21 protein-coding genes and 3 tRNA genes are annotated in these 25,242 nt (G+C 58.9%); 12 read left to right on the top strand and 12 right to left on the bottom strand.

Annotated features, from left to right (window positions below; genetic code table 11):
- Positions 1-125 precede the first annotated feature (125 nt).
- The 3 genes from Q0106_RS01765 to Q0106_RS01755 all read right to left on the bottom strand — a co-directional run bounded on the left by Q0106_RS01765 (position 126) and on the right by Q0106_RS01755 (position 444).
- A tRNA-Thr gene (locus Q0106_RS01765) sits at positions 126-200 on the bottom strand.
- An 8-nt stretch (positions 201-208) separates the two neighbouring features.
- Positions 209-282: transfer RNA gene (locus Q0106_RS01760), tRNA-Gly, on the bottom strand.
- A gap of 76 nt (positions 283-358) precedes the next feature.
- Positions 359-444 (bottom strand) — tRNA-Tyr (locus Q0106_RS01755).
- Between the two features lie 145 nt (positions 445-589).
- On the opposite strand from Q0106_RS01755, the gene cls reads away from it, so the two are divergent.
- Positions 590-2,056 (top strand): cardiolipin synthase, encoded by a 1,467-nt coding sequence (gene cls / locus Q0106_RS01750; RefSeq protein ID WP_297608053.1) that lies wholly within the window; start codon positions 590-592, stop codon positions 2,054-2,056.
- A gap of 74 nt (positions 2,057-2,130) precedes the next feature.
- Here cls and Q0106_RS01745 read toward each other — a convergent pair whose 3' ends face one another.
- On the bottom strand, positions 2,131-2,535 hold the full coding sequence (locus tag Q0106_RS01745) for an adenosylhomocysteine nucleosidase (protein ID WP_297608050.1): 405 nt from the start codon (positions 2,533-2,535) through the stop codon (positions 2,131-2,133).
- A 411-nt stretch (positions 2,536-2,946) separates the two neighbouring features.
- Between Q0106_RS01745 and folE2 the strand changes: the two genes are divergently transcribed.
- From folE2 to Q0106_RS01720, 5 genes are all read left to right on the top strand, one after another.
- Positions 2,947-3,744: a GTP cyclohydrolase FolE2 gene (gene folE2 / locus Q0106_RS01740; RefSeq protein ID WP_297608047.1), complete on the top strand. Its 798-nt coding sequence runs from the start codon at positions 2,947-2,949 to the stop codon at positions 3,742-3,744.
- Positions 3,745-3,793: 49 nt separating this feature from the next.
- Positions 3,794-5,566 carry an arginine--tRNA ligase gene (gene argS / locus Q0106_RS01735; protein ID WP_297608044.1) on the top strand — a complete coding sequence of 591 codons (1,773 nt, stop codon included), beginning with the start codon at positions 3,794-3,796 and terminating at the stop codon, positions 5,564-5,566.
- A 20-nt stretch (positions 5,567-5,586) separates the two neighbouring features.
- Positions 5,587-6,111: an SPOR domain-containing protein gene (locus Q0106_RS01730; protein ID WP_297608041.1), complete on the top strand. Its 525-nt coding sequence runs from the start codon at positions 5,587-5,589 to the stop codon at positions 6,109-6,111.
- A gap of 41 nt (positions 6,112-6,152) precedes the next feature.
- Positions 6,153-6,794 carry a thiol:disulfide interchange protein DsbA/DsbL gene (locus tag Q0106_RS01725; RefSeq protein WP_297608036.1) on the top strand — a complete coding sequence of 214 codons (642 nt, stop codon included), beginning with the start codon at positions 6,153-6,155 and terminating at the stop codon, positions 6,792-6,794.
- An 82-nt stretch (positions 6,795-6,876) separates the two neighbouring features.
- A complete protein-coding gene (locus Q0106_RS01720) occupies positions 6,877-7,656 on the top strand; it encodes an SDR family oxidoreductase (RefSeq protein WP_297608033.1) in 780 nt (259 codons plus the stop codon).
- 17 nt (positions 7,657-7,673) lie between these two features.
- Here Q0106_RS01720 and recQ read toward each other — a convergent pair whose 3' ends face one another.
- On the bottom strand, positions 7,674-9,509 hold the full coding sequence (recQ, locus tag Q0106_RS01715) for a DNA helicase RecQ (protein WP_297608031.1): 1,836 nt from the start codon (positions 9,507-9,509) through the stop codon (positions 7,674-7,676).
- A 111-nt stretch (positions 9,510-9,620) separates the two neighbouring features.
- Positions 9,621-10,850, bottom strand: a complete 1,230-nt coding sequence (sstT, locus tag Q0106_RS01710) for a serine/threonine transporter SstT (protein WP_297608029.1) — start codon at positions 10,848-10,850, stop codon at positions 9,621-9,623.
- 430 nt (positions 10,851-11,280) lie between these two features.
- On the opposite strand from sstT, the gene Q0106_RS01705 reads away from it, so the two are divergent.
- The 6 genes from Q0106_RS01705 (at position 11,281) to Q0106_RS01680 (ending at position 17,716) form a co-directional block, all read left to right on the top strand.
- Entirely contained in the window at positions 11,281-12,498 is a 1,218-nt protein-coding gene (locus tag Q0106_RS01705) for an MFS transporter (RefSeq protein ID WP_297608026.1), read from the top strand.
- A 147-nt stretch (positions 12,499-12,645) separates the two neighbouring features.
- Complete coding sequence (locus Q0106_RS01700; RefSeq protein WP_297608023.1) at positions 12,646-12,882, top strand: chaperone NapD; 237 nt, start codon at positions 12,646-12,648, stop codon at positions 12,880-12,882.
- Positions 12,883-12,955: 73 nt separating this feature from the next.
- Complete coding sequence (gene napA, locus Q0106_RS01695) at positions 12,956-15,700, top strand: nitrate reductase catalytic subunit NapA (RefSeq protein WP_297608020.1); 2,745 nt, start codon at positions 12,956-12,958, stop codon at positions 15,698-15,700.
- A 4-nt stretch (positions 15,701-15,704) separates the two neighbouring features.
- Positions 15,705-16,502: a ferredoxin-type protein NapG gene (napG, locus tag Q0106_RS01690; RefSeq protein WP_297608017.1), complete on the top strand. Its 798-nt coding sequence runs from the start codon at positions 15,705-15,707 to the stop codon at positions 16,500-16,502.
- Positions 16,499-17,362 (top strand): quinol dehydrogenase ferredoxin subunit NapH, encoded by an 864-nt coding sequence (gene napH, locus Q0106_RS01685; protein WP_297608014.1) that lies wholly within the window; start codon positions 16,499-16,501, stop codon positions 17,360-17,362. The genes napG and napH overlap by 4 nt, the downstream gene beginning before the upstream one ends.
- Positions 17,363-17,380: 18 nt before the next feature.
- A complete protein-coding gene (locus Q0106_RS01680; RefSeq protein ID WP_297608011.1) occupies positions 17,381-17,716 on the top strand; it encodes a nitrate reductase cytochrome c-type subunit in 336 nt (111 codons plus the stop codon).
- 31 nt (positions 17,717-17,747) lie between these two features.
- Here the strand turns inward: Q0106_RS01680 and narL are convergent, their stop codons facing one another.
- The 6 genes from narL to Q0106_RS01650 form a co-directional block, all read right to left on the bottom strand.
- Positions 17,748-18,431 (bottom strand): two-component system response regulator NarL, encoded by a 684-nt coding sequence (narL, locus tag Q0106_RS01675; RefSeq protein ID WP_297608008.1) that lies wholly within the window; start codon positions 18,429-18,431, stop codon positions 17,748-17,750.
- Positions 18,432-18,613: 182 nt separating this feature from the next.
- Positions 18,614-20,422, bottom strand: a complete 1,809-nt coding sequence (locus Q0106_RS01670) for an ATP-binding protein (RefSeq protein WP_297608005.1) — start codon at positions 20,420-20,422, stop codon at positions 18,614-18,616.
- Positions 20,423-20,528: 106 nt separating this feature from the next.
- Positions 20,529-22,166, bottom strand: coding sequence for an NAD(P)-binding protein (locus tag Q0106_RS01665; RefSeq protein ID WP_297608002.1), 1,638 nt, complete (start codon positions 22,164-22,166; stop codon positions 20,529-20,531).
- A 15-nt stretch (positions 22,167-22,181) separates the two neighbouring features.
- Positions 22,182-23,249: a thiamine pyrophosphate-dependent enzyme gene (locus Q0106_RS01660; protein ID WP_297607999.1), complete on the bottom strand. Its 1,068-nt coding sequence runs from the start codon at positions 23,247-23,249 to the stop codon at positions 22,182-22,184.
- 2 nt (positions 23,250-23,251) lie between these two features.
- A complete protein-coding gene (locus Q0106_RS01655; RefSeq protein ID WP_297607996.1) occupies positions 23,252-24,517 on the bottom strand; it encodes a transketolase C-terminal domain-containing protein in 1,266 nt (421 codons plus the stop codon).
- Positions 24,510-25,088 (bottom strand): 2-oxoacid:acceptor oxidoreductase family protein, encoded by a 579-nt coding sequence (locus Q0106_RS01650; protein ID WP_152157490.1) that lies wholly within the window; start codon positions 25,086-25,088, stop codon positions 24,510-24,512. Before Q0106_RS01650 ends, Q0106_RS01655 begins: the two co-directional genes overlap by 8 nt.
- Positions 25,089-25,242: the final 154 nt, after the last annotated feature.

Here is a 25,242-nt window from a genome sequence, read left to right as displayed (position 1 = left end):
CAATCGTGCCCACGTTCACATGCGGCTTCTTACGCTCAAATTTTTCCTTGGCCATTGTCGGCTCCTGAATGAACAAAGATCCGCCTTAGGATAGGTCGGATCAGATTGGACGTAGAAAGGAATTCTGGTGCCCATGATGCGGATCGAACGCATGACCTCTCCCTTACCAAGGGAGTGCTCTACCACTGAGCCACATGGGCAATTTATCTGGAGCGGGTGAAGGGAATCGAACCCTCGTCGGGGGCTTGGAAGGCCTCTGCTCTACCATTGAGCTACACCCGCTCAGGATCGAGAACTAGTCATTCCGCTCCGCTTTTAGGAGCTTGCGGCGCTAATGCTTGTTCGTCGCAAGTTTCGCTGGTGGAGGGGGATGGATTCGAACCATCGTAGGCGTAAGCCAACAGATTTACAGTCTGCCCCCTTTAGCCACTCGGGCACCCCTCCGTAGCGAGAGGACCGAATTATTACGGCTTTTTTAGATTCTGTCAAGAGCTGAAATGAAAAAAGTTCCTTGATTTCGTTTTTCCGAAGGCCCTAACCCCGGCAGATTTCATTAATATCATCGACATTCTTGTCGGATTATTTTTTTATGGCAATCCCAGAAAGCTTCACGCTATGGAGTGCGCTGGCTGCGCTCCTGCAGCTGCTCATCGTTCTCAGCGTCATTGTCCGCGTCATGCTGACGCGGCATCCGCCAGGTTCTGCCTTTGCCTGGATTCTGCTGACCACAATCCTTCCCTACTTCGGCTTTCTTCTTTACCTTGCCTTCGGCGAACGGCCAATCGGAAGGCTCAGAGCCAAGCGTCTGCAAGCAGCTATTGAACGCTGGGGCCAGCTCTCTCAGCATAAGCTCACGCCGCTCGGGCCCCTCCCCCGGCATCTTGCCCGCCACCGCACGCTGCTGCGGCTCGCAGCAAAATTGGCCGGAATGCCGCTTGCCACCGGTTCTTCCGCGCTCCTCAGGGCGTCCTCCGCTGAAACCATTCAATCCCTCCATAAGGACATCGCAGCAGCGCGCGAATCCATCGACATGGAGTTCTACATCTGGGAAGACGGCGGGGAGATTCGGGAAATAACTCGATCCCTTATTGCAGCCGCGAGGCGGGGCGTGCGCATACGGCTTCTCGTTGATGACTTTGGTTCGCGTGTTTTTCTTCGCTCGGACGCCAAGAAACTCCTCGAACGCGAAGGCATTGTCATCGCTGCTGCACTCCCCATGAAATTCCTTCGCTTCTTCGGCCTGCAGCGCGCTGACATCCGACTTCACCGCAAAACCGTGGTGATCGACAATAAAGTCGCTTATACGGGAAGCTTCAACATGATCGATCCCAGAAGCTATGCGGAAGCTACCGTTGTCGGGGCCTGGGTCGACGCGATGGTGCGGGTCGAAGGTCCCGCCGTCAGAGCGCTTGCCGCAGTCTGGCAATTCGACTGGGCGCTTCAGCCCGATGGCGATCTCACGGATTTCGAAGAAACCTTTGCCGCGGAATCGGCGCTTAATGTCGGAGACGCCGTTATCGCGACCGTACCGTCCGGGCCTTATGCCAACGGCGACCGCAACCTTCTGCTGGTGCTTGAAGCCATCAACCGCGCGGAACATACCCTGACCATCACCACGCCCTATTTCATTCCGACGGAATCGGTAGTCTGCGCGCTCTTTAATGCGGTGCTGCGCGGCGTCTCCGTGACGCTCATCGTGCCGGAAAAGTGCGACAGCCCCGCTACGGGCTGGGCCATGCGGCGCTATTTCGACGAACTTCTTGAATCGGGCGTGCGGATTCTTCTCTATGAGGGAGGACTCCTGCACACCAAATCCATTTCCGTAGACAATGAATTTGCTGTTTTCGGAACACTCAATATCGACAATCGCTCCCTGCACCTCAATTTTGAGCTGATGATGGCGATTTTCGACCAGGCGTTCGTACGCGACCTTTCTGCGCTCCATGCCGAATATGAAACGCACTGCAGGGAGCTTGAGGCCGACGCCTGGCGCAATCGCCCGCTTTCGGACAGACTGCGCGAAGGCGCTTCCTTCCTGATTTCACCGCTCCTCTGATGCAATTCGGGCGCACAGCTGCGATTCGCAAACTGTACGCCCGGGAATACAAATCAGGGATTCAGCCTTCTGCCTCAGGATTTCGATGAATCCTTCGGGGTCACAGGCGTTTCCTCAATATCCTCAACATCCTTCATTACGCGGCGGCGATCTCCGGGTCGCTGAGGGGAAGAAATTCGGATCTCCTCACGCTCATAAACAGTACCGCCCCCGTGATACTGAGAGCGCGCCATGGCTTCGGCCTTTTCCATCACCTGCCGGAAAGCTTTTTCCTCTTCGGACTCCCAGCCGAACTTGCGTTTAAGCCATCCCCAGCAATACACAGCCGCAATCAGCACAATGACGGCAATAACTATGCCGGCAATGAGCGGCAGGAAGAAAATCACGAGACCTATGAGAATGGCAAGGGTGGCGAGTCCGACCAAGAAACTCAGGATGGGGCTGCCGCCGCCGCTGGGGGGAAAAATAAATACTGGCATCGTTGTCTCTCTACTCTATGACGCTCGTTGCGGGAGGCTTTCCTGCTTCCTTCTATCAGCATCATGTGCCAAAAGTATATCGGGCGCATGAGCGGCATATTTCACGTTCTCAGACCTTCCGCGACCTCTAAATCATTGCAGACGGCAGAAATATGCAATAAATCGTATCTGTCTACATAGTTAGGCCCACGCTCTGCGGGCGCATCCACTGCGCACCTCTAGTAAGATAGCCTCCCAACTCAAGGAAAAACCCCTTAAGGTTTTTTCCGGTATCTGCGCGCGTGCCTCTGGCCGCCGTCTCGTTCACGCCGAACCAGCCGACGCGTGCATGAAGTCATTCAAAGGACTGCGGGGACCATCATCCTGATCGGCAACGTCAGTCCGCACCAAATAAAAGAAAAGACTTTCGCCATGGAAGCTGAAAACAAGACAACTCTCCCGGACGTACAGTCCTCCGAAGATGAGCGCAACATCGCCATCAATCGCGTCGGCGTGCGCGGCATCCGCCTGCCGGTTATTGTCGCCGGCCGCGACGCACCGCAGCATACGGTCGCCGACATCACCATGACCGTTTCGCTCCCTGCCGACAAAAAGGGCACGCACATGTCGCGCTTCATCGCGCTCATGGAGGAACTAAGCGAACCCCTTGATGCAGATCTCATGCGCCGACTCTTCACGGAGATGCTCGAGCGCCTTCATGCCGAGGACGGCACGATCGAAATTCGCTTTCCCTTCTTCGTGCGCAAAATCGCGCCCGTGAGCAAGCTCGAGAGCATCATGAATTATCAGTGCGCGCTCATCGCCACATCGGTCAATGGTGAAGTAACCGTGCGCCAGGAAGCCCTTGCGCCGGTGACAAGCCTCTGCCCCTGCTCGAAGGAAATCTCCCGCTACGGCGCTCATAATCAGCGCTCGCATCTGACGAGCTCGCTTATTCTTTCCGCTCCCATGAGCTTTGAAGAGCAGGTTGCCATTGCGGAAAACGCTGCTTCCTGCCAGCTCTGGTCGCGCCTGAAGCGTTCGGATGAAAAGTACGTCACCGAGTACGCCTACGATCATCCGAAGTTTGTCGAAGACCTCGTGCGCGACATGGCCAAGGTCCTCAACGCCGACGATCGCGTCGTCGCCTACCGCGTCGAAGCGGAAAACTTCGAATCCATTCACAATCATTCGGCCTACGCCTGGATCGAGCGCGACAAGCGCCTTTGATCTCAGAGCCCTGTCAGCGCCCGCAAAACTTAGAAGTCCGTTCTCTCCCATGCTCGACAATCAGAAAGAAGCCATTCAGAAGCTCATCGCCGGAGCTCTCGCTAAACTCGGCGCAGAAGATGCTCCGGTGACGCTTGAGCGCCCGAAGGATCCGACGCACGGCGACATCGCCTGCACCTGCGCTCTGCAGCTGGCCCGACGCCTGAAGAAAAATCCGCGCGCCATCGCCGAAGAGCTTGTTGCCGCCATGAAGGCTGATCCCGCCTTCTCCCAGACGGCAGACACGGTCGAGATCGCCGGCCCCGGCTTCATCAACATTCGCGTTGCTCAGAATGCCCGCGTGGCGATCATCGGCGAAGTGCTTCGTCAGGGCGAGAGATACGGCACGAACCGCGAGCATGAAGGCGAATCGGTCCTTCTCGAGTACGTTTCAGCGAATCCCACCGGCCCCCTGCACCTGGGCCATGCGCGTCAGGGCGCTTTGGGCGACGTGCTTGCCAATCTTCTCAGCTCTCAGGGCTGGAAGGTTTCCCGCGAGTTCTACTACAACGATGCGGGCGTTCAGATCGGGAACCTCGCGCACTCCGTGCAGCTGCGCTGCCGGGAGCTTCAGGGCGAAGCCATCGAGCTTCCTGAAAATGCCTATCACGGCGAATACATTATTTCGATCGCCCGCGATTTCCTTGACAAGAAGCCCGTCCATCCGCATGCCGGCGGCGTCATTGAATCTTCCGGCGACTACACGGACACGGATCTCGTGCGTCGTTATGCCGTCGCCTACCTTCGCAACGAGCAGGACGACGACCTCTCAGCGCTTGGCGTGAAGTTCGACAACTTCTTCCTCGAATCCTCGCTGTATTCCACCGGCGCGGTTCAGAAAACCGTTCAGGCGATCATCGACTCGGGCAATACCTACGAAAAGGATGGCGCGCTCTGGCTTCGCACCACATCGTTCGAGGACCTCGGGAACGGTCTTACGGACGACAAGGACCGCGTGATGAAAAAGGCCGACGGCACCTACACCTATTTTGTGCCGGACGTCGCCTACCACCTCAACAAGTTCAGCCGCGGCTACACCAAGGCTGTAAACATTCAGGGCACGGATCATCACGGCACCATCGCCCGCGTCCGCGCAGGCCTGCAGGCCGCGTCGGGCGTCCTTGGAATCTCAATTCCCAAGACCTTCCCGGAATACATCCTTCATAAGATGCTCTCCGTCATCAAGGACGGCGAACCCGTGAAGATGAGCAAGCGCTCGGGCAATTACGTGACGCTACGCGATCTGGTCGACTGGGCCGGCCGCGACGCCGCCCGCTACTTCCTGGTTTCGCGCAAGGCCGATGCAGAATTCGTCTTCGACGTGACGCTCGCTCAGCAAAAGAGCGACGAAAACCCGGTCTACTATCTGCAGTACGCTCATGCGCGCATCTGCTCGGTTTTCGCAAACGCCGCCGAACAGGGTTATGCCGTGCCCGCGAACGACAAGCTTGCCGAAATCGATCTTTCGCCGCTCAGTTCCAAGGCGAGCGAAGCGCTCATCGGCGCCATTGCGGAATATCCGACGACGCTGCGCGTTGCTGCACGCGATCATGCGCCGCACGTGCTCTGCTACTACCTCAAGAACCTTGCGGCCGCGTTCCATGCTTTCTACAACGCCGAACGCGTGGTGGTTGAAAATGATGCCGAACGCAATGCTCGTCTCGCGCTTCTTGCCGCCGCCCGTCAGGTCCTTGGCAATGGTCTTCGTCTTCTCGGCATTTCCGCCCCTGAGCGCATGAGCCGCCGCGAAGAGGAACCGGCTGAAGAAGAAAAGTCTGAATAACTTGGTCTGGGAGCCTTGAAGTGGCTAAAAGCGGATTCGCTGCCGGCTTTGCCGGCTTTCTCATCGGCGTGGTTACCGGTCTCGGCATCGCAGCAGGCGCAATGCTGGTCATTGCCAAAAGTCCGGTGCCTTTCGTCGATAAGGTCGACCGCGTGACTGCTGACGTGGATCCCGCCGCGAAGCTCGCGGGCGGAGTGGATCCCAATGCACGGCTTAATCAGCAAAACGATGCCGGCAGCTCCGACCAGGAAACAGGAAGCGTACGTACTGTTACCGTGGCCAGGGATTCAACTTCTGAAACAGAAAAGGCTCCTTCTTCAGCTCAAAACTTCTGGGTTCAGGTGGGATCATTCTCGAAGCAGGGTGATGCAGAAACAAGTGCCGCCACCCTTGCCATGCAGGGCATCGGCGCGCAAATCCGGCAGTCTGGTTCATACTGGCGGGTCCGCGTCGGCCCCTTTGCCTCCCGCCCTGCCGCTCAGGAAGTCCTCAACAGTCTTTCTGATCAGGGACTGAATCCTGTTATTGTTCAGGACAAGCAGTAAACACCCCTTCGGAACTGCACATTCAAAAAGGATTACGCACAATGCTTTCTCGTCGCCAGGTTGTTCTCGCCGCAGCGCTCGCCCCGGCTTCCGGTTCCCTTCTTGCCGCGCCGACCTATACCGCCGGTAAGGAATACCTCATCGTGAATCCTCCGGCGCCCACGCCGCGCGACACAATCGAAGTCGTGGAATTCTTCGCCTATACCTGCCCGCACTGCCTGCAGTTTGCGCCGCATTTTGAAAAGTGGGCCAAGACCGCCCCCAAGGACGTGACCATCCGCGTGTGCCCGGTTGCCTGGCAGCCGAAATTCCTGCCCTTCACGCAGACCTACTTTGCGCTTGAAGCGCTCGGCCTCCTCGACCAGCTTCACATGAAGTTCTTCGAGAGCGTGATTTATCAGGAGCATCCCTACAACTACGACAATCCCGCCCCCGATATTCTCGATTTCATGACGAAGGCCGGCGTCGACGGCAAGAAGTGGGAGCAGACCATGCGCTCCTTCAGCGTCATGAACAAGTCCCGCCAGGCGACGCAGTACTGGAACAGCTACCAGATTGACAGCACGCCGATGATCGGCGTGGGCGGCATCTATTCCACCGGTCCCCATCTTGTCGGCACGCGTGAAGCGACTCCGGCCTGCATCTCGTATCTCGTTGATCAGGTTCGTGCTCAGCGCCGCTGATTCGTCTTTCCTTTCCCATTAAAGACGGGGCGTTTCGGAGCCGTCATCCGAAACGCCTCTTTTTATATCCAGAGGTTTTCCTGTGCTCAATGTTTTCATCACCGGCGCTTCAAGCGGCATCGGCGCAGCGCTTGCACGCGCCTACGCAGCCCGCGGCGCCACCGTTGGCCTGGTGGCCCGAAGCCGCGATCGACTTGAAGAGCTTGCAGACTCCCTGAACGGCGGCCTGAAGCGCCACTTCGTTCTTCCGGCCGACGTCACCAATCGTGAGGAAATATTTGCTGCCGCCCGGGAGTTTGAATGCCGATCGGGGGGCACGACGCTCGTCATTGCCAACGCCGGCATTTCGCACGGCGTCAAAACGGAGTTCGAAGAAGACCTCGACATGCTCGAAGCCGTCTACCGCATCAATGTCTTCGCCATGGCCTACACCTTCCATCCCTTCATTGAACCCATGAAGGCGCGCGGCTACGGGCAGCTCGTCGGGATGGGCTCCGTCGCCGGCATCAGGGGGCTTCCCGGCTCCGAAGCCTATTGCGCGAGCAAATCCGCCGTCATTACCTACTGCGAGAGCCTGCGCATCGAACTGCAGAAATACGGCATTCTCGTGAGCACCATCTGCCCGGGCTTTGTACGGACGCCGCTCACTGCAGAAAATCCCTACAGGATGCCCTTCATCATGGAGCCTGATGATTTTGCCCGCGAAGCGGTAAAAGCCATTACGGAGCGCACGACCTACCGCGTCATTCCCTGGCAGATGGGCGTGCTCGCCAAAATCATGCGGCTTATTCCCAATTCCCTTTTTGACCGCATTCTGGCCAACAGAAAGCAGAAGCCCCGCGTAACGGCTCCGAAAGCCTGAAGCGAAGCGCCTTCCGGTCAGCACTCCGCACGCACGATTTTGATGATCTCCTCGGCATAGCTTTCAAGCTTTCTTCTGCCGACGCCGGGAATGCCGAGCATGGCGTCAAGCGTCACAGGCTTTCTGCGTGCGATTTCAAGAAGCGTGCGGTCAGGGAAAATCACATATGGAGGCTTATTGAGGGCGCGCGCCGTCTCGAGCCTCCATTTTCTAAGGGCTTCAAAGATCTGTCGGGCGCTTCCGCCGAGACCTGCCAGGATTTCATCTTTTGAAGCCCTGGCCTGCGCCCGGTGAGATTTTCCTTCCGGCTGATCGATCACCTCGCGGCGCACCTCAACCCGGATTTCCCCGCGAAGCAGATTGTTGGCGAGCTGCCCGAGCCTCAGTACATTGTGCCGCTCGGCATCGACCCACACCACATGCCGGGCAATCAGCTGCCGCAGCACTGCCCGCCACTGCTGATCATTGAGATCCTTGCCGATCCCCCAGGTGCTCAACTGAGTATGACCGCAGGAGAGTACCCGCTCGGTCTCCTTGCCGACAAGCACGTCGATGACATGCTTTGCGCCGAAGCTTGTCCCGGACTTCTGCTGAATGCGCCAGATGCAGCTGATGAGTTTTTTAGCCGCAAGCGTTGCATCCCAGATTTTCGGCGGGTTGACGCAGTTGTCGCATTTCCCGCAGGGTTCGCTTTTTTCGCCGAAATAGGCGAGGAGCCGCACCCGGCGGCAGTCGCAGGCTTCGGCAAGTCCAAGCATGGCATCAAGCTTCTGCGTGGAGAGCTGCTTATAGAGCTCGTCGGCGTCGCTTTGCTCAATAAACCTGCGCTGGCTCACCACATCCCGAAGCCCGTACGCCATCCAGGCGTCGGAAGGCAGTCCGTCGCGGCCGGCACGCCCGGTTTCCTGAAAATATCCCTCTATCGATTTCGGCATATCCACGTGCGCGACAAAGCGCACATTGGGCTTATCAATGCCCATGCCGAAAGCGATGGTCGCCACCATGACGACATCATCCTCGCGCTGAAAGAGCGCAAGGCGCGCGGCACGCTCCTCAGAAGACAGTCCGGCATGATAGAAGACCGCACGCACGCCTCTCGCCTGCAGGAATTCGCAGACGTCCTCGCAGGTGCTGCGCGCGAGACAGTAAACAACCCCGCACTCGCCGGGATGCTCCGTGCGGATGAAGTGCGCGACCTGCTCCTTCACATTGTGCTTGTCCACAATCCGATAGAAGATATTGGGCCGGTCAAAGCTCGCAATAAACTTGCGCGGATTGAGGAGGAGCTTTTCCACTATCTCCTCTCTCGTCTTCTGATCCGCCGTCGCGGTGAGCGCAATTCTCGGCACCTGAGGGAAGGTCTCCTTCAGGATCGAAAGCTTGCTGTATTCCGGCCGGAAGTCATGGCCCCAGATGCTCACGCAGTGCGCTTCGTCAATCGCAAAGAGAGAAATCCGAAGCTCCTTCAAAAAAGAGAGCATGGAGGACATCAGGAGCCGCTCCGGCGAAACATAAAGCAGGTCGATTTCGCCTCGCCGGACCTGGTTTCTGACTTCAACAGCCTCTTCCGGCAGGAGCGTCGAATTCAGATATGCCGCCCGGACGCCAAGCTCCTCGAGCGCATCCACCTGATCATGCATGAGCGCAATCAGCGGCGAAACCACAATGGCCACGCCGTCGCGCAGCAGCGCCGGGATCTGATAGCAGAGACTTTTCCCGCCGCCCGTCGGCATGAGCACAAGCGCATCCTCGCCGTTCACAACAGTCTCAACAACCTCTTTCTGAAATCCGCGGAAAGCGTCATATCCGAAGACCTGCTGAAGCGCTTCCAAAGCGGATGAATAGCGGCGCATGAATATTTGACCAGGAAAATAAACTACGAAGCTCTGCATTCTAAAAGAACGCCCTGCCGCAGCAATCCCGCGGCAGGGCGTTCTCGGATTTATGCCGGAATCAGGAAAAAATTATTCTTCCTTTCCCTGCAGCCGTTCGGCGCGCTTGCAGGCGGCAATCGTAAAGAGCGCGTCGGCCGAAGAGTTAAGCGCCGTTTCGCAGGAATCCTGCACCACGCCGATGATGAAGCCGACCGCAACCACCTGCATGGCGGTGTTCTGATCAATGCCGAACAAACCGCAGGCAAGCGGAATCAGCATGAGCGATCCCCCCGGGACGCCGGAGGCGCCTGCCGCGCAGATCGCAGCCACAAAGGAGAGGAAGATGGCCGAAAGGATGTCTACCGGCATGCCGAGCGTATGGACGCCCGCGAGCGTAAGCACCGTAATCGTGATCGCGGCGCCCTGCATGTTGACGGTGGCGCCAACCGGAATGGAGATCGAATAGGTGGATTCCGGAAGGCCAAGACGACGGCAGATCTCAAGATTCACCGGAATATTGGCTGCGGACGAACGGGTGAAGAAAGCGGCAACGCCCGATTCACGCAGCGTCATCAGCGTGTAGGGATACGGGTTCCTGCGAATGCAGAGCCAGACGAGGAACGGATTGACGACAAGCGCGATGAAGAACATCGTGCCGACGAGCACCGCAAGCACCTTCAGATAGCCGGCAAAGGCTTCGAGCCCGGTCGTTGCAAGCGTGGAGGCGACAAGACCGAAAATGCCGAAGGGAGCGAAGCGAATGACGAGGCGGACGATGAATTCCACCGCGCGGGCGGCATCGAACAGCACTTCGCGCGTGGAGCTGTGCGCATGGCGGAGCACCACGCCCATGGCGATCGCCCACACGAGAATGCTGATGTAATTGCCCTTGCTGATGGCGTTTACAGGATTATCGACAGCCTGCAGCAGCAGGTTGCGGAAGACTTCCATGATGCCGCTCGGCGCGGAAACCGCCTGATCCGTCACGGTAAGTGCAATGGACGTCGGCCAGAGGAAGCTTGCGCCTACCGCAATGAGCGCGGCAGCAAAAGTGCCGAGAAGGTAAAGAACGACAATCGGCTTGATGTGGCGGTCGCCTGCGATCTGCTGATTGGCAATCGACGACATCACCAGCACGAAGACGAGGATCGGCGCCACGCCCTTCAGTGCTGCGACAAAGAGGCTGCCCAGGAGGCCGACGCTCTTGGCGACTTCAGGAAAGGTAAGGCCGAGCGCTATGCCTAGCACAAGGCCGACTACGATCTGCTTGACAAGCGAGGCCTGAAGAAACGGCATCGCAAACTGGAAAACGCGCTTCATAAACTAGTGCTCCGGATTCGGGGAAAAGTGAGACCCGATCGTCTGGCGGAATCTGCTGCAATGATTGAGGATCCTCTCCGAACGCTTCGGAGCCGCAGAAAAAACCGCTCTGATATTTTTCTCTTGGAATGCGGATGAGTTTGCCCTGCGTCCGCATCTTCAAATGTTCAGCAGTCCGCTAGAGGCCTGAGCGCTTTCCGCATAGAGGCGCGCACGTCTTTATAGACTGCTCTCCCAACACTAGCAGGGGATCGAGGGAAGCGCCTGAGTCATCCTCCCGATATTCCTCGCCTCAACCCGTCTGAAATGTTGAGAGAAGGGATCTATTCTGATTTGCATCAGTTTTAATAGGCAAATCACCTGAATTCATAGGAGGATTGCTGTCCGGCTATTATTTCCTCTTCACTCACCTGCTTTTCGGTCCTCTTTCATGGTCAGAACGCCAGCCGCAGGCTTCGTCCTTGCCTGCGTGTTTCTTGACGCGCTGGGCATCGGGCTCATCATCCCGGTGCTGCCGCGGCTCATCGGCACGCTCGCATCCTCTCCCGATGCTCAGGCGTCCTGGTACGGCGCCATCATGGTGAGCTACGGCCTGATGCAGTTCTTTTCCGCCCCTGCGATCGGAGCCATATCCGACCGTCTCGGGCGCCGTCCGGTTCTTCTGACGGGCATTTTCGGCCTTGCGGTCATGATGCTCGTTCCGGCCTTCTGCGATTCGCTCTGGCTCATTCTCCTCTCGCGCATTCTGGGCGGCGCGATGAGCTCAAACATCGTCGTCGCTCAAGCCTACATTGCAGACGTCACGGATGAGTCCAGCCGCACCGCGGCATTCGGCCGCATCGGAGCCATTTTCGGCGTCGCCTTCATACTCGGCCCGGCTGTGGGCGGAATGCTGGGCGAAACGGATCCGAGCAGACCGTTCCTGTTTGCCGGCATCATCTGCGCCTTGAATTTCCTCTACGGCCTCTTCGTGCTTCCGGAAAGCCTCCGCGCACCGGCTCGCGACCCGTTTACGCTGAAGCGCTTCAATCCCTTTTCGTCGCTTCTTGCACTTTCCAGAGAGCGCCTGGTTCTGCCGATTCTTTTCGTCATCACGCTCTATACGCTCTCTCAGAGTCTGATGCAGTGCACCTGGGCGCTCTATACGGAATTCCGCTACGGCTGGACCCCGAAGATGATCGGCATTTCCATCTTTGTCCTGGGTGCCGCCATTACGATCACTCAAGGGTGGATTCTTCCTCGTCTTTCAGCAAAACTCACGCCCACGCAGCTTGTCTTCACCGGACTCTTTTGCGGCTTTGCAGCCCTGATCGGCATCGGCTTTTCCACTTCCGGCACATTTCTGCTGCCGCTCCTCGCGCTCTTTTCCCTCATGGGCGTCGTGGGCCCGACGCTCCAGAGCGTCATCAGCCGCACGGGGTCTCCAACAACACAGGGCGTGCGGCTCGGCGCAGCCAGTTCCCTCAACAGCTTCACTGGCGCCGTCAGTCCGCTTCTCGGCACGCCGCTTCTTTTCTTTACCTCCCAGAGCGTCCCGTCAGATCCCGCAGCCGGCACGCCCTATTTTCTTGCGGCACTCCTTGTTCTTGCCGCCATCATTCTGACGTTCCTTTCTCCGCCCCCGGCCGAAGCCGGAAATACCCATTAGAAAGCATTTCATATCTCCCGTTCGGGAGATGTTCGACTTTTTTCGCCCCTCCGCTTTGGGAGCTAGACCAACGGATTAGACCGGTCGAAAATGAATCAGTGGATTAATTCACAAAGTAAACAAAAGAATTATCCGTAGACCCCGACCATGAACTATTCCGCCATTCTCGTCATCGCACGTCCGGGCCGGCTTGAGGCTGCCGTCGAAGCAGCCGGCCGCATTGAAGGCGTGGAGCCCCACCAGACCGATCCGGCCACCAACCGCTTCATCTGCACCATTGAGGCCGCCACGACCGATGACGAAGTCCGTCTCTTCCGAACCGTCTCTGAACTCGCTGACGTCTTTGACGTGAGCCTCATTGAGCATCGTCCGGACGCCTCTTAAAGAGGCGCCGCCGGCAAAAGATGCCGTGCGTTCAGAAACCTTTCGGATCCAGCCAATCTGAGGGAGATTGCACATGACCCAGGAACGCCCAATCACATTCCATCGCCGTACGGTGCTCAAGTCGGGCATCGCCGCAAGCGCCGCGCTTACGCTCGGCATTCCCGTCACTGCAGCCGAGGCTGCTGACGCCAACGCGCTCGACCAGGGCATCAGCTGGCACAAATCCGTCTGCCGCTTCTGCGGCACCGGCTGCGGTCTGATGGTCGGCGTGCGCGACGGCCGCGTCGTCGCCACCAAGGGAGACCCTGAAGCCCCGGTGAACCGCGGCCTCAACTGCGTGAAGGGCTACTTCAACGCCAAGATCATGTACGGCAAGGACCGCCTTACGCAGCCCCTGATGCGCATGAAGGACGGCAAGTTCGACAAGTCCGGCCGCTTTGAGCCCGTGTCGTGGGAAACCGCTCTCAACGAGATGGCCAAGCACCTGCGCGCGACCTTTGAAAAGAAAGGCCCCGAAGGCATTTCGATCATCGGCTCAGGCCAGTACACGATTCCGGAAGCCTATACCGCTTCGAAGCTCATGAAGGGCGGCTTCCGCTCGAACAACATCGACCCCAATGCGCGTCTCTGCATGGCCTCCGCCGTGGTCGGCTTCTATCAGACCTTCGGCGTCGACGAACCGGCCAACTGCTACGCCGACATCGAAAAGACCAACACCATCATTCTCTGGGGCAACAACCCGGCTGAAGCGCATCCGGTGCTCTGGTCGCGCATGGCAAACCGCCGTCTTACCGACAAGGGCACGCGCATCATTCAGCTCACGACGCATCGTTCGAGCTCGTCGAACCTCTCCGACCTTGTCATCATCTTCCGTCCGAATACGGACCTTGCGATTCTCAACTTCATCCTTCGCGAGATCATCCGCCGCGGCAAGGTGAATCAGTCCTATGTCGAAAAGCACTGCATCTTCTGCGCAGGCGTGACCGACATCGGCTTCGGCCTTCGCAACACGGACAAGTTCGCCTTCCCGGCCGAAAAGGACGTGATGGCGCGTCAGCTCTCCGTGAAGCTCGACAAGTGGGAAGCCGTCGCCCAGGGCAGAAAGGAAGGCGAAGTCGTCCCGCAGAAGAATTCCGGCGGCACTGCCGGCAAGCACTGGAAGATCTCCTTTGAGGACTTCAAAAAGGGCGTCGAGCCCTACACGCTCGAGTTCGTGGCTGAACTTGCCAAGGGCGACAACGACGAGTCGATCGACACCTTCAAGAAGAAGCTCATGGAGCTCGCCGACTACATCTGCGACGAAAAGCGCGACATCATGAGCTACTGGTGCATGGGCGTCAATCAGCACCAGCGCGGCGTCTGGGTGAATGAGCAGATCTATGCCTATCACCTGCTTCTCGGCAAGCATGCGCTCCCCGGAAACGGCGCCTTCTCGCTCACGGGTCAGCCCTCTGCCTGCGGCTCCGCCCGCGAAGTGGGCGCCTTCTGCCACAGACTTCCGGCCGACATGCTGGTCGCCAATCCGGCTCATCGCGCGAAGACGGAAAAGATCTGGAATCTTCCTGCCGGCACGCTCAATCCCAAGGTCGGCGCGTCCCTCATGAAGATTCTGAGGGGCGTCGAGGACGAATCGATCGACTTCCTCTGGACCCAGGTCGTCAACATCATCCAGTCGGCTCCGAACAACAATCACTGGATCAAGGCCTGCCGTCGTCCGGACGCCTTCGTGGTCGTTTCGGACATTTATCCGACCTTCTCCGCGCGCTGCGCCGACCTGATTCTTCCGGCCGCCGCGCACTTCGAAAAGTGGGGCCTCTACGGCAATGCCGAGCGCCGCACGCAGGGCTGGCATCAACTCGTGAAGTCCCCGGGCGAAGCGCGCACCGACGTCTGGATGATGATGGAGATCGCCAAGCGCTTCACCATCGGCGAAACCTGGAAGAGCGTCCCCGTGAAGGGCGTGAAGGACGACAAGCTCCCCGACGTGCTTGCTGCGGCTGAGGCCATGGGTCTGAAGCCCGAGACCACGCTCTTTGATGCGCTCTTTGCTCCCACGGGCAAGCGCGCCGAAGCCGTGTGGCCTGATCCGCTCTACAAGACCGAACTCAACAACACGGGCGACGCGCTCGGCCTCAAGTGGTTCCCTGAAAAGGCGCTTTTCAACGAGTACCGTCAGTTCACGCTCGGCGACGGACATGACCTGGCAGACTTCGACACCTATCAGGACCCGAAGTGCCGCGGCCTCATCTGGCCGGTCGTGAACGGCAAGGAAACGCCCTACCGCTTCAATACCGAATACGATCCCTATGCGAAGGAAGACAACCTCTTCTACGGCAAGCTCATGAAGCCCGTGGCTTCCGGCGACCTCTACAACGTTACGGATCCGAAGCAGACGGCTTATGCGGGCACGGCAAAGATCTTCTTCCGTCCCTATGCCGCACCGGTCGAGCAGCCTGACGGCCACTACGACCTCTGGCTCTGCACGGGCCGCATTCTCGAGCACTGGCATACCGGCTCCATGACGCGCCGCGTGCCGGAACTGCACCGCGCAGCTCCGCAGGCGCTCCTCTACATGAACCCGGGCGACGCCGAAAGGCGCGGCCTCAAGCGCGGCGACCTTGCGCATGTTGAAAGCCGTCACGGCACCTGCGAGGCGGTTGTGGAAACTCAGGTCCGCAACATCATGCCTGCCGGCACCGTGTGGCTTGCCTTCTTCGACGAGAAGGTGAAGTGCAATGCCGTCGTCATTGACGCAACGGACCCGATTTCCGAGGAACCGGACTTCAAGAAGACCGCCGTCCTCGTGAGAAAGGCCTGATGCCGTGACAAGCCGGGAAAGCCTGAGCCGCCGGGCGCTTCTTGAGGGGATCATTTCCTCGGGATGCGCCATGACGGCAGGAGCATTTCTGCTCGGGATGATCCCTGTGCGCGAGAGCGTTGCCCGCTGGCAGCCCCGACCGCCCGGGGCGCTCCCGGCAGAAGCCTTCAGCGCCGCCTGCGCGCGCTGCGGTCAGTGCGTGAGCGCGTGTCCCTACGACACCCTCAAGCTCGCTGGCATGCGGTCTCCTGCCCCCGTCGGAACGCCTTACTTCACGCCGAGGGAGATTCCCTGCTACATGTGCAAGGATCTCCCCTGCGTCAAAGCGTGTCCGACCGGAGCGCTTGACCCTGACCTCACGGACATTCGCGACGCCCGCATGGGCGTCGCGGTGGTGGACCCCAACTCATGCCTCTCCTGGCAGGGGCTGCGCTGCGAGGTCTGCTTCCGCGAATGCCCGGAGAACGGCCGTGCGCTCACGATTGAAGTGCGTCCCCGCGGTCTTTCGCGACACGCCGTCTTTGTGCCCGTCATCCACCCGGATGCCTGCACAGGGTGCGGTCTTTGCGAAAAGGCATGTCCGACCGACGAGGCGGCTATTCGTGTGGCAGATCCTTCGTCCGTGCTCGGCACGATCGGCAGCCACTACCGTCTCGGCTGGCTCTCTGAAGAGGATCCGAAGAACATGCGCCGCGAAGGTCCTCCTGCGACGCCCAGCACCGCGCCTTCTGAAGGCGATGCTGAAAAGGCGCCGGCAACTGCTCCGGGCATGGACTACCTCAACAGCGAGGATCCGCTATGACGCAGCAAACCTTCATGCGCAGGCACCGCTTCACGATCGCCAGACGCGTTACCGAGCTCCTGGTACTCATTCTGTTTGCGGGCTCCGCTCGGCTGGGCTGGGAAATCGCTGGCAAGCCTCTGCTCCTCGGAGACCTCTCGCAATCGAAGATTCTCGGAATAATTCCGCTCGGCGACCCGCTCGCATTCCTCGAACGGCTCCTCGCCGGAATTATTCCGACGGCTACGACGCTCATCGGGACAGCGCTCATCACGCTTTTCTACAGCCTTCTCGGCTCGAGAACCTTCTGCGGATGGGTCTGTCCGATGAATCTTGTGGTTGAGGCAGCTGAATGGCTCCGGACAAAGTTCGACCTTTCCGCCGACTACATCCGTCTGCCGAGAGGCGCGCGCTATGCCGTGCTTGCAGGCACCCTCGCGGCGAGCTTTGCAACCGGTACGGCAGCATTTGAGTCCGTAAGCCCTCAGGCCATCATCTGGCGCGACGTGGTTTACGGAACCGGTCTTTCGGCTTTATCTGCCGCTCTTGCGGTCTTTGCCCTTGAACTCGGTCTCATGCGCAACGGCTGGTGCGGACATCTTTGCCCGCTCGGCGCCTTCTGGTCCCTTGCGGGCAGAGCGTCGCCGAGGCCTCTCGTGACCATTGCCTTCAGCGACGAAAAATGCACGCGCTGCGCCGACTGCCTCAGGGTCTGTCCGGAAAAGCAGATCATCCGCTTCAAGGACATGGCCGAGACCGGCCGCATTCCATCGGGGGAGTGCCTCAACTGCGGCCGCTGCATCGAAGTCTGCCCCGAAGACGCGCTTCATTTCCGCATCCCCGGCTTACCTGCCAGCAAAAATACACATAAATTGGATTAGAAAATTCTGGAGAACCTTATGACCCGCCATACGATTTTTGCCGTATTTGCCTCTGCTGCTCTTCTTGCCGGCCCTGCGCTTGCCGCCGACAATCCCATCGTTGGAGCTCCGAGCCCGGTCCCGCATCCGGTGGCGAACTATCTCCCCATTACCATCGACAAAAACAACTGCCTGATGTGCCACCGCGAGCAGCCGACTGACCGTGCGCGCCAGAAGGGCGAAATCCCCCGTTCGCACTATGCCGCTCCGGGAAAACTCGCCGGCGAACGCTTTGAATGCATGCTCTGCCATGCGGAAAGCTCGCAGGCGAAGCCTCTTGCTCCCGTAAACGCCAACGACGCCACGGAAGACTAAAGAGCTTCTCAGCTCACCCAAGCGGCAGATGTCACATCTGCCGCTTTGCTTTCTGCTCTTCGCGCTGAGCAGCCCAGACGGCAGCCTCAACCCGGCTGTTGAAGCCGAGCTTTTTGAGGAGATGCTTTACATGCCCCTTGACGGTGCCGTCAGAAATCTGGAGCTTTCGCGCGATCATCTTGTTCGTCAGTCCCTGCGCGATGTAGCTGAGCACCTCTTCCTCGCGCTCCGTGAGGGGATTGGGAGGCTCGGGCTGCGCTTTCTCGCGAATCATGTCCGTGAGATACCTCACCATCGCCGTATCCACGATGAGACGTCCTTCGAGAGCTTCATGCACGTTCTCAAGAAAGCGCTCGGGCTCCATGTCCTTCAGGAAATAGCCGTCCGCACCGGCCCGAATGCAGGCAAGGAGGTCGTCTCCGGAATCGCTCACGGTCAGAATCACAATGCGCATCGACGGGTCTTCCGACTTGAGCGTCGTCAGAATTTCCACCCCTGATGAGCCGCGCATATTGAGGTCGAGCACGATGAGTTCAGGCTCGAGCTGTCTCGCCAGAAGCACCGCCTCATCGCGAGTCCCGGCTTCGCCCACGACCGAAATCGTGTCGTCCAGCGAAAGAAGCTCCCTTACGCCCCGGCGAAAAAGCGGGTGGTCGTCAACCACCAGAACGGTGTGCTTGTCTGCTGCGGCGGGTTTTGATTCTGGCGCGTTCATAAAACGTATTCCTTAAGCCTGAGAGAGACATTCAGAGCATAGAAGCCTTTGCATCGGCGAAAACCAGGTGTAAACAATATATTCGCCAGTCCGGATCAGTCTCCAATCGTAGATTCTATGCGCCATTGCGCAGCCCGCTCTTTCAGGACAAATCCGATATTGCACTTTCCTTCAGAGCCTCATTACGCGGTCTGCTGCTTCATCTCGGGCTTCTTTTCGACGCGTACGACCGTACCGCCCTCCGGCCTGCGGGCCACTTCAATCGTGGCGCCGAGCGCCTCCGCGCGCTCCTTCATGATGCCGAGACCGAAGTGCCGCGCCTTTTCCGCATGCTCAGGAATCCCGACGCCGTTATCCGTCACGGTGAGAATGCACCCGCCGGCACCGGCGGTTTCGATGCGCACCGCAGCCTGCGTTGCCCTGGCATGCTTTTCAATATTGGAGAGCGCTTCACGAAGAATCTGAATGAAGTGCACCTGGTCGTTGGTGGAAATTTCCACACCCAGAAGGGTGTTGGTAAGCGATACCGGCATGCCGGTTCGATTTCTGAACGCGTCTACGGCAGCATTCACTGCGTCGCCGAAGCCCGTCCCCTGAAGCTGCAGCCGGAATGCCGTCAGAACCTCGCGCAGCTGCCGATATGCGGTGGAAATGCCTTCATCGAGCTCCATGAGAACCTCACGTGCCGCATCTCCCGTCGGATCCGCCTCAATTGCGCGCTTGAGCCTCAAAAGCTGAATCTTGGAGAAGGAAAGCGACTGGGCAATGGAGTCATGGAGCTCGCGCGCGATGGTGGAGCGTTCCTCAAGCACCGCAAGGCGCCTCTCATCCATCGTCCGCAGCGACGCATCCACTGCCCGGCCGATGAGCGCTGCCGTCATGCCGAGGAAGTTGCTCTGCCATGCTGAAGGCTCCTCCGGAAACCAGATCTTCAGCATGCCGAGCGTTTCCTCCCGGACTCCGATGGCCGGAATATTGAGCAGATGGCCTTCCCGACCCTGACTGTCGCCCGGCGTTTCAGCAAAGCGCCAGGATTTTCCGTCGTCCCATGTCTTCTGCGGGTCTGCGCTTACGCAAAAGGCTGCGCCATTGGCGCCCGTGAGCTGTGCGGCGCCCTCAAGCACCTTCTCGACGGCATCGGGCAATTTGGGTCCGTCGACAAGAAGCTGTTCAGAAGCCTGTGCAAGGAACTGAAGTCCCTGATTGCGTCTATTCAGATCCGCCGTCTTTTTCGCCACTTCAGCTTCCAGAGAGCCGTAAAGCCGATCGAGCTCGCTCACCATGAAATTGAAGCCGCGCGCGAAGCGCCCGATCTCTGAATTGTGTTCCGCCGCTTTCGAGCGTACATCGAAATTCCCTTCACGCACCGCTTTCGCCGCCGCCTCCAATTCCTCAAGCGGAGAGAAGATGCGCGACTTCATCACGCTCAGCAAGCCGAAAGTCACGGCGAGCGCACCGAGAAGCGTTAAAACGAGAATCGCCTTAAGCCATCCCATCAAGCCGGAAAGGCGCTCCTCGAGGGCAAATACGAAGACGTCGACATCGTCCACAAAGCCCCCGATTTTTTTCATGAAGCGCTGCCGCGCCGCTTCATCGTCAATCCCCTTCAGCGCGAGCGGACGAATCTCCGACGAAAACCGCTCGGCCACGATGTTGTACATGCCCCGGATCGGGTCTGCAGGGTCATCAGGAACGCTTGAAAGAAGTCCGGGTCTCGTGAGGCGCTCCCAGAATTCCTCGACGGCTCTCCGCGTATTGGCCTCGCGCTCTTCATGCGTTTCATAGGGGTTGCTGACGGCAACCGTGAGCTTGTAGCTCATCATGCGCAGGCTCCCCGACACATTGATGGCGCCGCCCGAACCGGTTGAAAGCTCAGTCAGCACCACCGCGGGGATTGCAGCCAGAGTCACGCAAAGCGTGATCAGAATGAAAACAAGCTTGAATTCCCTGTAAAGCGAACGATTTTGAGGAACGGATTGCGGCTCAGTCATTTCAGGCGCCCTGAAGGAGAGAAAAATACGCCCCGGCGCCGGATTCAAACCCGAACGCCGGGGCGCACTCTGAGGAGTATAGGAAACCTTATGCTGCTTCCGAAACTCAGATGTCCTCGCGCACCATTTCAATGGCGCCGCACGGACATTCATTGGCACAGATCCCGCAGCCCTTGCAGTAGTCGTAATTGAAGCGGAACTTCTTGCCGGGCCCGAGCTTTATCACCGCGTTGTCGGGGCAGACGCCGTAGCAGTTGTCGCATTCGAAGCAGTTGCCGCAGGACATGCAGCGGCGGGCTTCAAAAAGCGCGTTCTCTTCGGTCAGGCCTTCGAGCACCTCTTCGAACGTCGTCTGGCGCCGAACGATGTCGAGCTGAGGCCGGATCTTCTGCGGTGCATCCGCGTAGTACCAGGTATTGAGCTTCTCAAAGGTCGCCGGATCCCCGGGCGCCTTCTCGCCGGGCAATTCGCCTCTGATCCAGGCATCCATTGCCCTGGCCGCACGCTTGCCGTGACCGATAGCCACCGTTACGTTGCGGTCGCCCGGCACCACATCGCCGCCGGCGAAAATGCCCGGAACGCTGGTCATCATGCGGTCATCGACCACAACCGATCCCTTCTCCACCTTCAGTTCGGGAAGGGCGGAAAGGAAGGAGAGATTAGTTTCCTGACCCAAGGCAAGCACCAGACTGTCGGCTTCAATGGTTTCGTACTCTCCCGTAGGCTGCGGGTAGCCCGATTCGTCGAGCTTCATCTTTTCGATGCGGATCGTTCCGCGTTCCGCTTCGGAAATCGTGGAGAGCCACTTCATCGAAACGCCTTCTTCAAGCGCCTCCTCAATTTCAAAAGCATGCGCCGGCGCGCGTTCGCGCGTACGCCGGTAAACAACAATCGGCTCCGACCCCAGTCGTTTTGCAGTGCGCGCCACGTCAATTGCCGTATTGCCGCCGCCATAGACCACTACCCGGCGTCCAAGGAGCGGTTCTTCGCCGGGCGAAGACGACTCCACGGATCTGAGAAGACTCACGGCATCCATGATGTGCGCCGCGTCGCCGGCGGGAATGTAGGCGCGATGCGCAAGAGAAGCTCCGGCGCCGATGAACGCAGCGGCATAGCCGCCCGCCTTCATTTCAGCAGCCAGATCCGAAACCTCGCGGCCGAACTCGAATTCGACGCCCAGGGCCTCAATGCGCGCGATTTCTTCATCGAGCACCTCGCGCGGAAGGCGGTACTTCGGGATGCCGTAGCGCATCATGCCGCCCGCCGCTTCCGCACTTTCCACGACATGCACGGCATAGCCCATGCGGCGCAGGTGATAAGCCGCGGAAAGGCCTGCCGGTCCCGCTCCGACAACCAGGATGCGCTTCCCGTTTTCCTCAGCAGGCTGAGGAAGCTTCCAGCCGTGCCTGAGTGCATGGTCGCCTAAAAATCTCTCCACGGCATTGATGCCGACCGGCTCATCGAGATCGCCTCGATTGCATGCCGTCTGACAGGTGTGGTAGCAGACGCGCCCCATGACGGCAGGGAAAGGATTGTCTTCAACAATCTCTTTCCAGGCGCCTTCATAATCCCCGCTTTGCGCAAGAAAGAGCCAGTCGCGGCACTTTTCCCCGGCAGGGCATTTGGCATTGCAGGGCGGGAGGCGATTTACATAAACAGGTCTCAGCGTACGCCAGGAACCGGTCCGGTTGGCGAGCGACGACCCGACGTCGAGGGTAATCGCAAACGGTTTTTCTTGGGTCATTTTTATCCTCCGCCCTCAGATCTGCTGGCTGCGCTCTTCAGCCTGCGCGGCGACGGGAATCTGGACCTCATGGCCGTCGTCTCCGGCCATGAGGTTGAATTTTTCAATGTTGCGGTCCGCAAGCTCCTGAATGCGGGCGACAACCGCCGGGTCTCCTTTCTTGCCGAAAAGGTGCGCAAAGCGCTTCTGAAGCTTCAGATACGCTTCCACCGGCTGGCGGCGGCGAATTTTGTAGGAACTCGTCACTTCCCCGTACTCGGCTTCAAAAACCGGGAAAATGCCGGTTTCCTGCGCAAGACGCGCAACCTCGATGGTCTTTCCTGAAGCCGTGCCCCAGCCGAGCGGGCACGGGACAAAAATGTGGATGTAGCGTGCGCCGTGCATGCTCATCGCTTTTTCAACCTTGCGCTCCAGATCCCGAAGGTCTGCTACCGTCGCGGTAGCGACATACGGAATGCCGTGCGCCATGGCGATGAGCGGCACGTCCTTGCCCTGACCCCACTGATTGCCCGGTTCGCTCCCGGCAATCTGCGTGGTGGCCGTTCGCGCCGCCGGCGGCGTTGCTGACGACCGCTGCACGCCGGTATTCATATAGGCCTCGTTGTCGTAGCAGATATAGAGCACATCGTCATTGCGCTCAAACATGCCCGAAAGGCAGCCGAAGCCGATATCGGTCGTTCCGCCGTCGCCGCCCATCGCAATGACCCGCGTAGGGTCCTTCCCTTCCTTCTTAGCCCGGGCCCGGAAGGCTGCGGCCATGCCGGTGGCAACTGCGGCCGTATTGCCGAAAAGAGAATGAAACCACGGGAGCTGCCAGCTCGTTTCCGGATAAGGCGTTGAAAAGACTTCCAGGCACCCTGTGGCATTTGCCGCAGCAAGCCTGCCTCCCGTAGCGCGCATTGCCGCATCCACGGCATAACGGGCGCCAAGCGCTTCGCCGCAACCCTGACAGGCGCGGTGCCCCGAAGTGAGGGAATTAAAGCGCTCCATGGATGACTGCACGGATCTCGATTCCGGCCCGAGCAGCCGATTGCCGGCAGTGAACGTGCCGGTCTGATAGAAATGAATTTCCGACTGAGACATGTTCAGATCTCCTCGCCCCGGGCAAGTTTGCGTTCATTGACATGACGATTGAGCGCTTCGGCAACGGGGCCGATATGACGCGAAGCTTTTTCGCGCTCCATCTGCCGGCGAACAAGTTCCTCGTCAAGATCAAGGAAGATTTCCTCTTCTTCCAGCGTCCCGGCGAGCGCCCGGGCGAAATAAGGCTTCAGAGCCTGACGCGTGACAGCGCGTCCGCCAAGCCCCGCAATCAGCGTGCTCTGGCGAACAGGAAGTCCCCTGAGCGCCTTCATGACCTCAAGCGAAACTGCACCGGCACCGCCTGCGCTCACCATGCGCTCCATCACCACCACGCTGCGCAGAGACTTCAGCGCCTCCCGCAATGCCTTGAAGGGGAAGGGCCGGAAGCTCTTAAGAACGACGACGCCGATCTTCGCTCCGTCTTCACGCATTTCATCGACCGCATCCTTGACGGTTCCGGCAAGCGCACCCATCACCAGCACGGCGGCTTCCGCATCTTCCATGCGGTAGGCTGAGAGAAGCCCGCCGGAATTGCGGCCGAAGATTTCGCGGAAAAGGCCCTGAGTTTTCTCAATCACAGGAATGGCTTCCTGCATCCGGCGTTCTGCGAGCCAGCGAACCTCTGTAAATGCTTCCGGACCTACCATTGCGCCGATGGAGTAGGGATGATCGGGATCGAGCTGCTGGCGAGGCCTGTAGGGCGGCAGAAAAGCATCGACAGACGCCTGATCCGGGATGTCCATTTCCTCAAACGCGTGCGTGAGCACGAACCCGTCCATGCAAACCATGACGGGGATGGACATTTCCTCAGCAATGCGGAAGGCCTGAATGTGAAGATCGCACGCTTCCTGATTATTTTCAGCAAACAACTGAATCCAGCCGCAGTCGCGCTGGCTCATGGAGTCTGAGTGATCGTTCCAGATATTGATCGGGGCGCCGATTGCGCGGTTGGCAACCGTCATTACCACGGGGAGTCCAAGCCCGCCCGCGTTGTAGACTGCCTCCGCCATATAAAGAAGCCCCTGACTGGCCGTTGCCGTATAGGCACGACCGCCCGCCACCGAGGCGCCGATAGCCACCGACATCGCGGCAAACTCGCTTTCCACATTGATGTACTCGCAGTCGGCAAGCACCCCTTTGCGGCAAAGGAGACCAAGATTTTCAACAATGTGGGTCTGGGGAGAAATCGGGTAGGCGCATACCACGTCAGGCCTGCAAAGCGCGACAGCCTGCGCAACGCCCTGACTGCCTTCGAGCTGCTTAAGCATGGTTCGTCTCCTTCTGGGCAATTACGTATTCATATGCCTGACGGGCAATCTCGGCGTTCGCCTCGGCAATCCGGCCGGCAAACTTGACTGCATACGCGTCCGCAACGCTTTTGAGCTGCATCATCGACGTCATTGCAGCGAAACCGGCAAGCATTCCGGCCCCGGGAAGCGGCCTGCCCAGCGCTGCAAGCGCGAACTTTGTAGCCGGCACGCACATGACGTGTCCCTCCGGAAGCTCGCGCTTCAGGTCGCCGAGACCAAGCGCTTCAGGCGTCTGACTCGAATTCACCAGAACGAAGCCATCAGGCCTGAGTCCGGCAAAAACAGGAACGCTCTCGAGAAGCGTGCGGTCCTGGATCAAAACCACATCGGGTTCAAGCACGGGTTCGCGCAGGCGGATTTCGGTTGGCGAAAGACGTGCAAAAGCGACCACCGGAGCTCCGGTTCGTTCAGAACCAAAGCTTGGGAAGGCCTGTGCCTTATGCCCTTCCATGAAGCCCGCGAGCGCAAGCATTTCTGCTGCCGTCACAACGCCCTGGCCCCCGCGGCCATGTATACGAATCTGAAACACTTCGGATCCCTCTTTGCGGAAAAGAGGCCGAACGCGCGGACGAAGCTATGCCGAAGTCTCCGGCAGAAATCTTTCTGCCGGAGGCGCTTCTCTATGCCCCGTCCGAGGTTTTGCAGCCCGTTCTCTGCCTCTCTTTGAAGGCATGCCGAAAAGG

It is taken from the genome of uncultured Sutterella sp. (assembly GCF_937923675.1).
Classification (GTDB): domain Bacteria; phylum Pseudomonadota; class Gammaproteobacteria; order Burkholderiales; family Burkholderiaceae_F; genus Sutterella.
This window is presented reverse-complemented; position numbering and strand designations above follow the sequence as displayed.

What these genes read in the sequence shown, in the direction of transcription:
- cls (WP_297608053.1), top strand. Translation starts at nt 590, where the DNA reads ATGGCAATCCCAGAAAGCTTCACGCTATGGAGTGCGCTGGCTGCGCTC.
- Q0106_RS01745 (WP_297608050.1), bottom strand. Translation starts at nt 2,535, where the DNA reads ATGCCAGTATTTATTTTTCCCCCCAGCGGCGGCGGCAGCCCCATCCTG.
- folE2 (WP_297608047.1), top strand. Translation starts at nt 2,947, where the DNA reads ATGGAAGCTGAAAACAAGACAACTCTCCCGGACGTACAGTCCTCCGAA.
- argS (WP_297608044.1), top strand. Translation starts at nt 3,794, where the DNA reads ATGCTCGACAATCAGAAAGAAGCCATTCAGAAGCTCATCGCCGGAGCT.
- Q0106_RS01725 (WP_297608036.1), top strand. Translation starts at nt 6,153, where the DNA reads ATGCTTTCTCGTCGCCAGGTTGTTCTCGCCGCAGCGCTCGCCCCGGCT.
- recQ (WP_297608031.1), bottom strand. Translation starts at nt 9,509, where the DNA reads ATGCGCCGCTATTCATCCGCTTTGGAAGCGCTTCAGCAGGTCTTCGGA.
- sstT (WP_297608029.1), bottom strand. Translation starts at nt 10,850, where the DNA reads ATGAAGCGCGTTTTCCAGTTTGCGATGCCGTTTCTTCAGGCCTCGCTT.
- Q0106_RS01705 (WP_297608026.1), top strand. Translation starts at nt 11,281, where the DNA reads ATGGTCAGAACGCCAGCCGCAGGCTTCGTCCTTGCCTGCGTGTTTCTT.
- Q0106_RS01700 (WP_297608023.1), top strand. Translation starts at nt 12,646, where the DNA reads ATGAACTATTCCGCCATTCTCGTCATCGCACGTCCGGGCCGGCTTGAG.
- napA (WP_297608020.1), top strand. Translation starts at nt 12,956, where the DNA reads ATGACCCAGGAACGCCCAATCACATTCCATCGCCGTACGGTGCTCAAG.
- napH (WP_297608014.1), top strand. Translation starts at nt 16,499, where the DNA reads ATGACGCAGCAAACCTTCATGCGCAGGCACCGCTTCACGATCGCCAGA.
- Q0106_RS01680 (WP_297608011.1), top strand. Translation starts at nt 17,381, where the DNA reads ATGACCCGCCATACGATTTTTGCCGTATTTGCCTCTGCTGCTCTTCTT.
- narL (WP_297608008.1), bottom strand. Translation starts at nt 18,431, where the DNA reads ATGAACGCGCCAGAATCAAAACCCGCCGCAGCAGACAAGCACACCGTT.
- Q0106_RS01670 (WP_297608005.1), bottom strand. Translation starts at nt 20,422, where the DNA reads ATGACTGAGCCGCAATCCGTTCCTCAAAATCGTTCGCTTTACAGGGAA.
- Q0106_RS01665 (WP_297608002.1), bottom strand. Translation starts at nt 22,166, where the DNA reads ATGACCCAAGAAAAACCGTTTGCGATTACCCTCGACGTCGGGTCGTCG.
- Q0106_RS01660 (WP_297607999.1), bottom strand. Translation starts at nt 23,249, where the DNA reads ATGTCTCAGTCGGAAATTCATTTCTATCAGACCGGCACGTTCACTGCC.
- Q0106_RS01655 (WP_297607996.1), bottom strand. Translation starts at nt 24,517, where the DNA reads ATGCTTAAGCAGCTCGAAGGCAGTCAGGGCGTTGCGCAGGCTGTCGCG.